General features: G+C 71.2%; 13 protein-coding genes. 9 read left to right on the top strand and 4 right to left on the bottom strand.

The genetic code is table 11. The features are described 5' to 3' along the window. The first annotated feature begins 70 nt into the window (after positions 1–70). Entirely contained in the window at positions 71–253 is a 183-nt protein-coding gene (locus ACFC0D_RS36600; RefSeq protein WP_329116267.1) for a hypothetical protein, read from the top strand. Positions 254–284: 31 nt separating this feature from the next. On the opposite strand, the gene ACFC0D_RS36595 is transcribed toward ACFC0D_RS36600, so the two are convergent. Then, positions 285–1,628, bottom strand: a complete 1,344-nt coding sequence (locus ACFC0D_RS36595) for an ABC1 kinase family protein (protein WP_376445904.1) — start codon at positions 1,626–1,628, stop codon at positions 285–287. A gap of 40 nt (positions 1,629–1,668) precedes the next feature. After that, the gene (locus tag ACFC0D_RS36590) at positions 1,669–2,820 is read right to left on the bottom strand and encodes a ThiF family adenylyltransferase (protein ID WP_376445901.1); all 1,152 of its coding nucleotides are present in this window, start codon (positions 2,818–2,820) and stop codon (positions 1,669–1,671) included. 213 nt (positions 2,821–3,033) lie between these two features. Here ACFC0D_RS36590 and ACFC0D_RS36585 point away from each other — a divergent pair, with 213 nt between their 5' ends. The 4 genes from ACFC0D_RS36585 to ACFC0D_RS36570 all read left to right on the top strand — a co-directional run bounded on the left by ACFC0D_RS36585 (position 3,034) and on the right by ACFC0D_RS36570 (position 6,804). Then, positions 3,034–3,609, top strand: a complete 576-nt coding sequence (locus ACFC0D_RS36585) for a M48 family metallopeptidase (RefSeq protein ID WP_376445898.1) — start codon at positions 3,034–3,036, stop codon at positions 3,607–3,609. 121 nt (positions 3,610–3,730) lie between these two features. Continuing rightward, positions 3,731–5,335: a TerD family protein gene (locus ACFC0D_RS36580; RefSeq protein WP_376445895.1), complete on the top strand. Its 1,605-nt coding sequence runs from the start codon at positions 3,731–3,733 to the stop codon at positions 5,333–5,335. Between the two features lie 13 nt (positions 5,336–5,348). After that, positions 5,349–6,029: an AIM24 family protein gene (locus ACFC0D_RS36575; protein ID WP_329116257.1), complete on the top strand. Its 681-nt coding sequence runs from the start codon at positions 5,349–5,351 to the stop codon at positions 6,027–6,029. 19 nt (positions 6,030–6,048) lie between these two features. Next, on the top strand, positions 6,049–6,804 hold the full coding sequence (locus ACFC0D_RS36570; protein WP_376445891.1) for an AIM24 family protein: 756 nt from the start codon (positions 6,049–6,051) through the stop codon (positions 6,802–6,804). A 66-nt stretch (positions 6,805–6,870) separates the two neighbouring features. Here the strand turns inward: ACFC0D_RS36570 and ACFC0D_RS36565 are convergent, their stop codons facing one another. Next, positions 6,871–7,401 (bottom strand): NUDIX hydrolase, encoded by a 531-nt coding sequence (locus ACFC0D_RS36565; protein WP_376445888.1) that lies wholly within the window; start codon positions 7,399–7,401, stop codon positions 6,871–6,873. Then, on the bottom strand, positions 7,398–8,834 hold the full coding sequence (locus ACFC0D_RS36560) for a zinc-dependent metalloprotease (RefSeq protein ID WP_376445885.1): 1,437 nt from the start codon (positions 8,832–8,834) through the stop codon (positions 7,398–7,400). Before ACFC0D_RS36560 ends, ACFC0D_RS36565 begins: the two co-directional genes overlap by 4 nt. A gap of 191 nt (positions 8,835–9,025) precedes the next feature. Here ACFC0D_RS36560 and ACFC0D_RS36555 point away from each other — a divergent pair, with 191 nt between their 5' ends. The 4 genes from ACFC0D_RS36555 to ACFC0D_RS36540 all read left to right on the top strand — a co-directional run bounded on the left by ACFC0D_RS36555 (position 9,026) and on the right by ACFC0D_RS36540 (position 12,312). Beyond that, positions 9,026–10,135: an SDR family oxidoreductase gene (locus ACFC0D_RS36555; RefSeq protein WP_329116249.1), complete on the top strand. Its 1,110-nt coding sequence runs from the start codon at positions 9,026–9,028 to the stop codon at positions 10,133–10,135. A gap of 79 nt (positions 10,136–10,214) precedes the next feature. Next, positions 10,215–10,676 carry a molybdenum cofactor biosynthesis protein MoaE gene (locus tag ACFC0D_RS36550; protein ID WP_376445882.1) on the top strand — a complete coding sequence of 154 codons (462 nt, stop codon included), beginning with the start codon at positions 10,215–10,217 and terminating at the stop codon, positions 10,674–10,676. Positions 10,677–10,918: 242 nt separating this feature from the next. Beyond that, complete coding sequence (locus ACFC0D_RS36545; protein ID WP_376445879.1) at positions 10,919–11,149, top strand: hypothetical protein; 231 nt, start codon at positions 10,919–10,921, stop codon at positions 11,147–11,149. 74 nt (positions 11,150–11,223) lie between these two features. Continuing rightward, positions 11,224–12,312, top strand: a complete 1,089-nt coding sequence (locus ACFC0D_RS36540) for a PDZ domain-containing protein (RefSeq protein ID WP_376445876.1) — start codon at positions 11,224–11,226, stop codon at positions 12,310–12,312. Positions 12,313–12,331 lie beyond the last annotated feature (19 nt).

Below are 12,331 nucleotides of genomic sequence, written 5' to 3'. Positions count from 1 at the left end.
GGTCCGAACGGACCGGCCCCCGCGGTGCGTTGCGGCGCGGAGCGGGCGCCGCCGGACTATCGTCAGGAGGGTGAACGACGCCCCGCCCGTCAAGGAGCCCATCGTCTGCGCCCGCTGCGGGAAGACCGCCGAGGAGCTCCCGGTGACGTGGACCTGTTCGGTGGAGAACGGCGCCCGCCACTACCTCTGCGAGGCCTGCGCCCGCGAGAACATCCGGTCCATCGAGGGCCGCCTCGACTCCTCCTGGTGGTGACGGCGGCCCCGGCGGTGTCTCCCCGGCCCGCTCACTCGGCCGCGACGAAGCCCGGCAGCCACTCCTCCAGCTCGTCCCGCAGCCGCACCGTCGCGTTCAGCTGGCAGAGCACCCCGATGGTGCTGAGCGTCACACGGTGTATCAGGAGATACGACGGCGGCAGGTTCAGCTGCTTGCCCAGCTGGTGCGCGGGGGAGCGCGGGTCCGCGATCCGGCCGGCCTGGGTCCTGATCCATCCCCGGGTGAACCCGAAGACCTCGGCCTCGGCCGGCTCGATGATCGGCAGCAGGTACTCGAGCACCGCGTCCGGATCGAGCGCGACGGACTCCTTAACGAACCCCTCCTCGCGGAGCAGCTCGTAGACCGTCTCCGCGTCACCCTCCAGGGTCAGCCGCAGACAGGTGCCGATCGTCTCCGGCAGCCCGCCCGGCAGCCGGTCCACGGTGCCGAAGTCCAGCACCCCGAGCCGCCAGCCTTCCGGACCTTCCTCGCCGTCACCGCCCGGCAGCAGCCGGAAGTTGCCCGGGTGCGGATCGGCATGCAGCAGCCCCGTGCGGGCGGGGCCGGAGAAGAGGAAGCGCGCCAGCAGCTGGCCGGCCCGGTTCCGCTGCTCCTCGGTGCCGTCCGCGATCACCTCGGAGAGCGGGATCCCGTCGATCCACTCCGTGACAAGGACCTGCTCGCACTGGTGCACCACCCGCGGCACCACCACATCGGGGTCGTCCTCGAACACCTCGGCGTGCTCCTGCTGGGCCTGGGCCTCGAGCCCGTAGTCCAGCTCCTCCGAGACACGGTCGCGCAATTCGGTGATCAGCGGCTTGATGTCCATGCCGGGGATCAGCGGGCCCAGCAGCCGCGCGAATCGGCTCAGCTGCGTCAGATCAGACAGCAGCGCCTCGCCCGCCCCCGGGTACTGCACCTTCACCGCCACCTCGCGGCCGTCGTGCCACACCGCCCGGTGCACCTGGCCGATGGAGGCCGCCGCCGCGGGCTTGTCCTCGAACTCCAGGAACAGCTCACGCCACTCCTCGCCGAGCCGCTCCTCGAGCACCCCGTGCACCGTGCGGGTCGGCATCGGGGGCGCCGCCTCCTGGAGCTTGGTGAGCGCAGCCCGGTAGGGCCCCGCCACCTCCTCCGGCAGCGCCGACTCGAAGACGGACAGGGCCTGCCCGAACTTCATCGCCCCGCCCTTGAGTTCCCCGAGCACCTTGAAAAGCTGCTCGGCCGTGCGCTGTTGCAGCTCGCGGGCGACGATCTCGGCGGACTTGCCGCCGATCCGCTTGCCCAGTCCCCAGGTGGCCCGTCCTGCGAAGCCCAAGGGCAACGCGGCCAACCTGGCGGTCCGGGTGACCGCCTTCCGGGGTAGATCAGACATACGCCCCTCCAAAACCCAGATGCCGTGCCGCGCAGGGCGGTTACCCCGCCATTGTGTCGTGCGGGGTCGGGACCCCCGCGTCATGCTCCCCCTCTCCGCGCCGCACCGCGCCGCACGAACACGCCGGGTGTGGCCTCATCCGCTCCTCCCGCCACTCCAGGAGCGGCAGTGACGCCTCGAAGCGTGCCCCCGCGCAGGCGGGCAACTCGCCGTCCAGGAACGCCAGGGCGTGGGACGCGGCCAATCCGGCCACCGCCGTCGCGAGACCCAGATCACAGGCCGGCAGGGCGTGGGGCGCGCCCGAGCGCCACTGCGCCAGCATCCGGGGCCATACCGGCTCCCGGTCCGTCCGCGTCTCCTGCATGCACCCCGCACAGGCCGTCGCACCCGGCAGCACCAGCGGACCGACGACACCCGTGGCCTCCAACACCCCCGCGTAGAGATGGGGAACGCCCGTCATGATCCAGCTCTCGGCGGTGACGGGATCCGGGAGGTAGGCGGCGAGGCCGTCCCTCGGGGTCACCACCACGAGTGAGAGTCCGGGCTCGTGCCCGCTCTCACCCGGCTCGCGCCGCGGCGCCCGTGGTCCGCGGCCGCCCGGGGCCGACCGCGCCACGAGTCTGCGCGCCGCCACCGCCCGCCGTTCGCCGACCGCGTCGGGCGGCAGCCCGCCCGGCGACACCTCCCAGGGCTCCACCGATCCGGAGTCCAGCACCTCCACCCGGCCCACCCCGGACGCCGAGAGCAGGGCGGCGACCGCCGCGCCGACCCGTCCCGCGCCCCGGACCTGGACGCGCAGGGCGCGCCGGGCGGCCAGTCTTCGCAACGCCCCGTCCGGCTCCCGGTGGATCACGGAGAGTGAGGCCAGATCGGCACGGAGCGGATCGAGCGTGCTGTTCACCGGCGTGGCGCCACCGGCCTTTCCGGGACGGCCGGCCGCGCCGTCGGCGATCAGCCCCGCCTCCGCCAGCCGCCCGAGCAGCCGCTCGAGCACCCCGTCCGGCAGTCCCAGCGCACGGGCTTCGTCCCGCAGCCGTTCCATGCCGCGGGTGCCGTCGAGCAGACCCAGCAGACTGCCGGTGGCCGTGTCGACCGGGCCCAGCACAACCGCGTGTGCGGGAGTGGCCCCGAACTGCACGCTCTGCAGATTCCGCCAGGCGCGCCGCAGCGCCGGTTTCAGCATCGGATGCATTTCCGCCCCCGTGATCTTGATCGGTCGTCCTCTTCGCGCTCGGCCGTTCCCCGCCGGCCGACCATCAGATTGCCCGCGAGTCGAGACGGACGCGGAAAGTTGTCCACAGGGGCGGGGTATTAATCATTCAAATGGTGCACGGTGTGAAGGGATCACGGCCGAACCGTCCCGGAGGCGGGACTTCCCATGCTGACAGCGGGTAACGTCGGGCCCGTGCCCGCCGACCCACAGCGCAGCGTGACAAGCAAACCGCCCCGCGGCTCGGGGACGAGTGCGGTCGAGGTCCGCAGAAGCTCCCGGCGGAGCAGAACCGTCTCCGCCTACCGCGAGGGCGACCGGACCATCGTGCTCATCCCGGCCCGGATGTCCGAGGCGGAGGAGCAACGCTGGGTGACGGTCATGCTGGACAAGCTGGCCGCCCAGGAGAGCAAGCGGCTCCTCGGCGACAGTGAACTCACCGAGCGTGCCGAGCGGTTGTCGGAGCAGTACTTCGCCGGCCGGGCACGGCCGACGTCCGTACGCTGGGTGACCAACCAGAACACCCGCTGGGGCTCCTGCACCCCCTCGGAAGGCAGCATCCGTCTCTCGCACCGACTCCAGGGCATGCCCGAGTACGTCGTCGACTACGTCCTCGTGCACGAGCTGGCCCATCTCCTCGTGCCGGGCCACGGCCCCCGGTTCTGGCGGCTCCTGGAGGCGTACCCGCGCACCGAACGGGCCCGCGGATACCTCGAAGGCGTGGTCGCGGCGGACCGGCTGCCGCATCTGCCCGCCGCACGCGGGGAGTAGCACCCCACTCGCCCCGCTCGTCAATCCTGTACCGAATGCGTACCAGCTTGGCTCAATGTCACGTGCAGCCGTTAGCCTGGCGCGACGCATTCACATTCGGGATGGGGGACGGTCGTTACGCATGGCCAGGGAATTCCAACGCGGCCACAAGGCCAAGATCAGTGATCTGACACCGGGGACCGATCTGTACGTCGGGGTGCAGATCTCCGCGCCCGGACTGACCTTCGACATCAGCTGTTTCGGCCTCGACGCCAACGAGCAGTTGTCGGACGACCGGTACTTCATCTTCTTCAACCAGCCGAAGTCGCCGGAGGAGTCCATTCAGCTGCTCGGCGCGCAGTCGGGCGACACCGAGTCCTTCCGCGTCACGCTGGACCGTATCCCGGCGAACATCCACAAGCTGTCGTTCACCGCGACCATCGACGGTGCCGGCCAGATGTCGCAGGTCGGACCGGGCTACATCCGCATCGTGGCGGGCGGTGAAGAGGTCGTCCGATACCCGTTCACGGGATCGGAGTTCTCCACCGAGCGCGCCGTCATGCTCGGCGACTTCTACCTCAAGGACGTCTGGCGTTTCGCCGCCATCGGGCAGGGCTTCGACGGCGGCCTGGACGCGCTGCTGAAGAACTTCGGCGGCGAGGTCGCCGAGGAGCAGCCCGCGGCCCAGGCACCACAGGGAGCCCCCGGCTTCGCCCCGCCCGCGCAGGCCACCGCCCCGCCGGCGTTCGGTGCGCCCACCGCGCCCGCGCCCGCTCCGGCGCCGCAGGCCCCGGTCCAGCCGGTGCACGCGGCCCCCACCATGGCCGCGCCCATGGCCCCACCGGCCGCGCCCGCGCCCGCGCCGTCCCCGTACGGCCAGCCGCAGCAGCCGATGCCGCAGCAGCCCCAGCAGCCGCAGTTCGGGCAGGTCCCGGGCCAGGCCCCGGCGTACGGCCAGGCACCGGCGTACGGCCAGCCCGCGCCGGCCCCGTACGGACAGCCGCAGTTCGGCCAGCAGCCCCCCGGCACGCCTCCGGGCATGCCGCCGGGTCAGATGGGCGTCCCGCAGGGCGTGCCGGCCACCGGCGCCGGGCTCGCCGCCGCGCTCCAGCCGTACAAGGAGACCGCGACCGGCGCCCGCTGGACCCCGCAGAACCAGCAGCTCATGCGGGTCGACCTGCAGATGGGCGGCGTCCCCGTCCTCGCCCGCCAGGGCAGCATGGTCATGTACCAGGGCAAGGTCGACTTCAGCCACAAGGGCGCAGGGTTCACCGGCCGGATCGTCGGCAACGCCACCGGCCAGGAGATGCAGCTGATGCGCTGCACCGGCCGCGGCCAGGTCTTCCTCGCGGAGGAGGGCGCCCACCTCCACCCGATCGAGCTCCAGGGCGACGGCATCTGCGTCTCCGCGGAGAACGTGCTCGCCTTCGACGAGTCCCTCCAGTACGAAGTACGGAGGGTCGAGGGCCACGGCATCCCCGGCGGCGCCCTGTTCACCATGCAGTTCCAGGGCACCGGCACCGTCGTCGTCAAGACGCACGGCACCCCGGTCGTCCTGCCCGTCACGCCGACCACCTTCGCCGACTGCAACGCCGTCGTCGCCTGGTCGTCCGCGTCGCAGGTGATCCTCTCCAGCCAGGTCCGGCTGCGCCGCAACGCGTACCCCGGGCACAGCGGGGAGACGGTGAACCTCCAGTTCCGGGGCGCCCCCGGCAACTTCATCGTCGTCCAGCCGTACGAGGTCTGAGGGAGCCCGAAGAATGAACCAGCAACTCGCGGGCTTCGCCCCGACCCCGATGGCGGCCCGGATGGAGAACCACGGCCGCACGATGCTCAAGGTGGCCATGGCCTCCGGCCAGGACCTCTACGCGCGCACCGGCTCGATGGTCGCCTACGAGGGCTTCGTCACCTACGAGCCCAACCCGCCCGCCGCCCGCCAGGTCGCCCAGCAGTGGGTCACCGGCGAGGGCGCGCCCATCATGAAGTGCTCGGGCGACGGGCTGCTCTACCTCGCCGACTACGGCGCGGACGTCGTCGTGATCAACCTGAACAACGACTCGCTGTCGGTCAACGGCACCAACCTGCTGGCCTTCGACGCCCACCTCCAGTGGGGCGTCGAGAAGGTCAAGGGCCTCGCCAAGTTCGCCGGACAGGGCCTGTTCAACGTCGAGATCGCGGGCACCGGCTGGGTCGCCCTGACCTCGCGCGGCACGCCGATCGTGGTCGACTGCGGGCGTGGCGAGGACGAGACGTACGTCGACCCCGACGCGCTCGTCGCCTGGTCGCCGGCGCTCAAGGTCAAGGGCAAGCGCAGCTTCAAGGCCTCCTCCCTGATCGGGCGGGGCAGCGGCGAGGCGTACCAGATGGCCTTCTCCGGCCAGGGCATCGTCGTCGTACAGCCGAGCGAGGACAGCACCGACCGCCTGCGGATCCGGGGCTGAGGGGGAGCGAGAACACACCATGCAGAGCCCGCTTTTCAACTACGCCGAGCAGCAGAGCCAGGAACGGTACGTCATCCAGAACCCGCAGCTGCTGCGGGTCGCCCTGAACGGCTCGGACGACATCCTCGCCCGCAAGGGCGCCATGGTCGCCTACCAGGGCCTCGTCGACTTCGACGGCGAGTACAAGACGCCCAGCCAGCGACGCGCCCAGGCCCGGACCGGTGAGGGTCTCGACCTCATGCGCTGCTCCGGCCAGGGCACGGTCTACTTCGCCAACCTCGCCCAGTACATCCACGTCGTGGAGGTCGAGCAGGAAGGCATGACCGTCGACAGCGCCTACGTCCTGGCGCTGGACTCGACCCTCAACACCGAGGTCATCGCCGTGGACAGCCAGTACGGCATCTCCGGCTCCGGGAAGTACCAGCTCAACATCTCCGGCCGCGGCAAGGTCGCCCTGATGACCTCAGGTCAGCCGCTGATGATGCACGTCACCCCGGACAAGTACGTCAACGTCGACGCGGACGCGATCGTCGCCTGGTCCACCGGGCTGCGGGTGCAGATGCAGGCGCAGACGCACAACTCCAGCATCCGCCGCCGCCGTGGCGACACGGGCGAGGGCTGGGAGCTCAGCTTCCTCGGGCAGGGCTTCGCCCTCGTCCAGCCCAGCGAGGTCATGCCGCCGCAGAACGCGGCCATCGGCCAGGGCATCGCCGCCCAGTTCGGCGCGGGCCAGCACGGCTCGCACGCGCAGAACCAGAACAACGCCTGGAACTGACGCACCGGGAACCGGGCACAGGTAAGGGGGCGCCTCCCAGGGAGGCGCCCCTTGCTCATACCTGCTCTACAGGCGGGCGCGGGTGCCCTCCAGCAGCCGTACGACCGAGGTGTCGGCCACGGACGCCACCTCGTCGTACGCGAACCAGCGCAGATCCAGCGACTCCTCGCTGATCGCCTCCACCGCGCCGACCGGTGCCAACGCCGCGTACTGCACATCCAGATGCCAGTGGCACGGCGCCGGGATCGGATGCCGGTCGAGCCGCACGGGGCCACCGGGCAGCAGCGTGAGGCCCGGGATGCCGGACTCCTCCGTCGCCTCCCGCAGCGCCGCCTCCGCCAGCGTCGTGTCACCCGGCTCGCAGTGACCGCCCATCTGCAGCCACATGCCCAGCTTCTTGTGCAGCGTCAGGAGAACCCGCCCGCGCTCCGGGTCCACCACCAGCGCACTGGCCGTCAGATGCCCGGCCTCGCAGGCCTTCCACATCCCGTCCTCGTGCGCCGAGAGGTGGTCCAGATACGTCTCGCGCAGCTCGTCCTGCGCTCCGTTCGACCCGTACGCCTTCAGTACGAGAACGGCGTCTTCGTGCAGGCTCACTTGGCGCCGTCGTCCTTGCCCTCGTCGTCGCCGTCACCGCGGGCCGCCTCGCCCAGCATCTTGTCGATCTCCGAGAAGTCGAGCTGCTCGCGGTGGACGAAGCCGTCCGGGTCGTCCAGATCGGACGCCGTCGGCAGCATGTCCGGGTGCTCCCACAGGTCGTCGCGGCCGTCGACACCGCGCGCGTCCGTGAGCGAGGCCCACAGCCGCGAGGCGTCCCGCAGCCGGCGCGGACGCAGTTCGAGACCGATCAGCGTCGCGAAGGTCTGCTCGGCGGGACCGCCGCTCGCCCGGCGCCTGCGCAGCGTCTCGCGCAGCGCGTCCGCCGAGGTGAGCCGGGACTTCGCGGCCTCGTGGACCACCGCGTCCACCCAGCCCTCGACCAGCGCGAGCGCCGTCTCCAGACGGGCCAGAGCGGCCTTCTGCTCGGGCGTGTCCTCGGGCTGGAACATGCCCTGCTGCAGCGCCTCCTGAAGCTGCTCCGGGTGCGTCGGGTCGAGCTGACCCACCGCCTCCTCCAGCTTCGAGGTGTCGACCTTGATCCCGCGGGCATAGCCCTCGACCGCGCCGAACAGATGCGAGCGCAGCCACGGCACATGGGCGAAGAGCCGCTGGTGGGCGGCCTCGCGCAGGGCCAGGTACAGCCGCACCTCGTCCTTGGGGACACCCAGGTCCTTGCCGAAGGACTCGATGTTCAGCGGCAGCAGCGCCGCCTTGCCGGCCGGGCCCAGCGGCAGACCGACATCGGTCGAACCGACGACCTCGCCCGCGAGCGCGCCGACGGCCTGCCCGATCTGCTGACCGAACATCGCACCGCCCATCGAGCGCATCATGCCGATCAGCGGGCCCGCCATGGCCTGCATCTCCTCGGGCAGCACATCACCCATCGCCGCGCCGACCCGCTCGGCCACCGGGTCCACCAGCTGCTGCCAGGCCGGCAGCGTCGCCTCGACCCACTCCGCGCGGCTCCACGCCACGGACGTGCTCGCCCCCGAGGGCAGCGAGGTCACACCGTCCAGCCACAGATCGGCCAGGCGCACGGCCTCCTCGACCGCGGCCTTCTCCGCCGGACCGACACTGGCGTCCTTGGTGCCGTCGGGCGTGCCCTGCGCGACCACCTGGCGGGCGATCTGCTTGGCCATGTCCCAGTTCACGGGACCGCCCTCGTACGAGAGCATCTGGCCGAGCTGCTGGAAGGCCGCGCCCAGGTCGTTGGGGTTCAGCGAGCCGAACATCGCGGCGAAGGGATTGTCCGCGCCACCGGGACCGCCCATGCCCGGCAGGCCGCCGAAGCCGAACGGATTGGCCCCGAACGGGTTGCCGCCGCCCTGGCCACCGGACCCCTGGCCACCTCCGGCGGGGTCCTTCTTCTTGCCCTCGTCGCCGTTCTCCGGCTCCTCCGGCGGACCGAATCCGAATGGGGTGTCACTCACAGGTTTCCTCGGCTCGTAGGGCCGCCGGCTTCCTGCCGACGGCGACTGCCCGCTACACACCACCAGCGTAGACATCCGGGCCGGATATGGGCTCGGTGCTCCGCCGGGCCGTGGCCTGCGGCAGGATGGACGCCACCTGGTACGTACGCGTCATTCGTGTACGTACTGAAGACAACCGCTGGAGACGCCCGGTGAGTTCCCCAGATCCTCAGGTTCGCGCAGCGCGAAACATCTCAACCCGGTCCGCCGGGCGCGGCCCCGTGGTCGCGGTCACGGGCGCCGCCTCCGGGGTCGGCGACCTGCTGACCAGGCGCCTTGCCGCCTCGGAGGAGATCAAGCAGGTCATCGCGATCGACGAGCGCCGCGGCGAGGTCTCCGAGGCGCAGTGGCACATCCTCGACGTCCGCGACCCGGCGATCGCCGAGAAGCTGCGGGGCGCCGACGTCGTCGTGCACCTCGCCGTCGACCTCGACCTGGAGTCGGACGCCGCCGCCCGAACGGCCTACAACGTGCGCGGCGCGCAGACCGTCCTCACCGCCGCCGCGGCGGCGGGGGTGCACCGGGTGGTGCTCTGCACCTCCGCCATGGTCTACGGCGCGCTGCCCGACAACGACATCCCGCTCTCCGAGGACGCCGAGCTGCGGGCGACCGCCGAGGCGACCGGCGTCGGCGACCTGCTGGAGATCGAGCGGCTCGGCCGCCGTGCGCCCCGCGCCCACCCGGGCCTGCACGTCACCGTCGTCAGGCCTGCGGTCCTGGTCGGCGGTACGGACACGGCCCTGACCCGCTACTTCGAGTCGCCGCGGCTGCTCGTCGTCGCCGGATCCCGTCCCACCTGGCAGTTCTGCCACGTCGACGACCTGGTCAGCGCGCTGGAGTACGCGGCCCTGGAGAAGGTCGACGGCGAGTTCGCGGTCGGCTGCGACGGATGGCTGGAGCAGGAGGAGGTCGAGGAGCTCTCCGGGATCAGGCGCATGGAGCTGCCCTCCGCGGTCGCCCTCGGCGCGGCGGCCCGGCTGCACCGGATCGGGCTCACGCCCTCACCGGCGGGGGACCTGGCGTACACGATGCACCCCTGGGTGGTCAGCGTCGGACGCCTGCACGACGCCGGCTGGCGGCCGCGGTGGACCAACGAGGAGGTGCTCGCCGCGCTCCTGGAGGAGGTCGAGGGCCGGCACACGGTCGCGGGCCGACGGCTCGGCCGCAAGGACGCCACGGCGGCGGGCGCGGCCGGTGCGACGGTGGCGCTGCTGGGCACGGCTGCGCTCGTGCGCCAGATGCGGAAGCGCCGCGGCATGTAGGACCCTCCTACGGAGGGTCCGTCCCACCGGTCGAAAGCTCTATTCCGGGATGTCCGTTCGGTACGGCACCATGGGCCCCATGGCACGCACCCATGACCACCCCGGCGAGCAGGTCGCAGCCGACCCGATCAAGCTGCTCGCGATCCGTGAGACCCCGCTCTCCCTCGACGAGGTCTTCCGGGCCGTCGGCGACGACGCGGCCGGGGGCACGACCCTCTTCGTGGGCACCGTGCGCAACCACGACGGCGGCGCGGACGTCGACGCGCTCGGGTACTCCTGCCACCCGTCCGCCGAGGCCGAGCTGCGGAGGGTCGCCGAGAAGGTGGTCGCCGACTACCCCGTGCGCGCGCTGGCCGCCGTCCACCGGGTGGGCGATCTGCAGGTGGGCGACCTCGCGGTCGTCGTCGCGGTCTCCTGCCCCCACCGCGGGGAGGCCTTCGAGGCCTGCCGCAAGCTGATCGACGACCTCAAGCACGAGGTCCCCATCTGGAAGCACCAGACCTTCTCCGACGGCTCCGAGGAGTGGGTCGGCTCCTGCTGAGCGCCCGCTCCGGGCCCGGGTTCACCCGGACGGAGTCCGGGAGAGGGGCGACTTCTGCCAAGCGCCCGCCCCGGGCCGGGCGCTCGGGAGTGCTTGGCAAGGCGCCGCGCCGACGTCGTGTAGTCGGACGCCCTGATTTGCGTAACCGGCCCCCTGGCAGCAGCGTTGTAGCTGCAGATCGTTAATCTGCTGATCGGCCAGGTCCTGGCCGATTGCGGTGCTCTTGGGGATGGGAGGTCGGGATGGCAGCGCTTGCCTGGTTGCTGATTCCGCTTTTCGCAGTCGTCGGTGCGGCGATATGGGGAAGCTGGGCCCAGAGGAGCAAGACCATCGGGGACGTGGCCGAGCTCGCGGGCTACGCACGGTTCCGGGACGCGATGGAGCGTTCCCATTCCGGTATCGCAGGTGAAGACCCTCAGATGACCGCGGCGACGTCGCCGTCCACCGTACCGAGCAGCCACGTCTCCGGCTGATCTTCCACCGCCGGCCGCCTCGTACGGACCCGCCCCACAGGTGCACTCACAGACCGGTCCCGTACTGTCGTTCCATGCCACGCCGCACCGCGACGATGCTCGCCTCCACCCTGGTCCTGATCACTCTGCTCTGTGTGGGCGTTCTGGTGCCGGTGCCGTACGCGGAGATGAGCCCCGGTCCGACGGTCAACACGCTCGGCGAGGCCGACGGGGAGCCGGTCCTCCAGATCTCGGGTCACCGGACGTACCCCACCGACGGGCATCTCAACATGACGACGGTCCGCGTCACCAGTGCGGACTACCGCATGAACGTGGTCGAGGCCGTCTACGGCTGGCTCGCCCACGACAACGTCGTGGTCCCCAAGAAGACCCTCTACCCGGACGGCAAGACGGAGGAGGAGTCGAGCCAGGAGAACGCCGAGGAGTTCTCCCAGTCCCAGGAGAGCGCCAAGGTCGCGGCCCTCAACGAGTTGAAGATCCCGGTGACCACCCGGGTCGTCGTCGCCACCGTCGTGAAGGACAGCCCCGCCCAGGGCAAGCTGCACGCCGGGGACGTCATCAAGTCCGTCGACGGCGTCGCCGTGAAGGAGCCGGGTGACGTCGCCAAGCAGGTGACCAAGCGCAAGCCCGGCGATCCGGTCGAGTTCACGATCGTCCCCGCCAAGGAGGCGGCCGCGGCCGAGAAGGCGGGCAAGGAGCCCACCGCCACCGAGAAGGTCACGATCACCACGGTCAAGTCCCAGGAGGGCGACCGGGCGATCGTCGGCATCCAGGCCGGCACCGACCACGTCTTCCCGTTCACCATCGACATCAAGCTCGCCGACGTCGGCGGTCCCAGCGCCGGTCTGATGTTCGCCCTCGGCATCGTCGACAAGCTGACGCCCGAGAGCCTCACCGACGGCAAGTTCATCGCCGGTACCGGCACCATCGACGAGACGGGCAAGGTCGGCCCGATCGGCGGCATCGAGATGAAGCTGGTCGGCGCGCGCAACGCGGGCGCCCGGTACTTCCTGACCCCGGCCGACAACTGCGAGGCCGCCGCCTCCGACATCCCCGACGGCCTCACGCTCATCAAGGTGGACACCATCGACGACGCGACGAAGTCGTTGGAGAAGCTCCGCAAGGGCGACACGAAGAGCCTGCCCAGCTGCTCCAAGAGCTAGATCGCGACAGCTCTTGATT

Origin of the sequence: Streptomyces sp. NPDC056222 (assembly GCF_042264065.1) — a bacterium.
Classification (GTDB): domain Bacteria; phylum Actinomycetota; class Actinomycetes; order Streptomycetales; family Streptomycetaceae; genus Streptomyces.
This window is presented reverse-complemented; position numbering and strand designations above follow the sequence as displayed.

Coding starts and splice junctions, on each gene's coding strand:
- ACFC0D_RS36580 (WP_376445895.1), top strand. CDS start 3,731: ATGGCCAGGGAATTCCAACGCGGCCACAAGGCCAAGATCAGTGATCTG.
- ACFC0D_RS36540 (WP_376445876.1), top strand. CDS start 11,224: ATGCCACGCCGCACCGCGACGATGCTCGCCTCCACCCTGGTCCTGATC.
- ACFC0D_RS36550 (WP_376445882.1), top strand. CDS start 10,215: ATGGCACGCACCCATGACCACCCCGGCGAGCAGGTCGCAGCCGACCCG.
- ACFC0D_RS36575 (WP_329116257.1), top strand. CDS start 5,349: ATGAACCAGCAACTCGCGGGCTTCGCCCCGACCCCGATGGCGGCCCGG.
- ACFC0D_RS36545 (WP_376445879.1), top strand. CDS start 10,919: ATGGCAGCGCTTGCCTGGTTGCTGATTCCGCTTTTCGCAGTCGTCGGT.
- ACFC0D_RS36570 (WP_376445891.1), top strand. CDS start 6,049: ATGCAGAGCCCGCTTTTCAACTACGCCGAGCAGCAGAGCCAGGAACGG.
- ACFC0D_RS36590 (WP_376445901.1), bottom strand. CDS start 2,820: ATGCATCCGATGCTGAAACCGGCGCTGCGGCGCGCCTGGCGGAATCTG.
- ACFC0D_RS36595 (WP_376445904.1), bottom strand. CDS start 1,628: ATGTCTGATCTACCCCGGAAGGCGGTCACCCGGACCGCCAGGTTGGCC.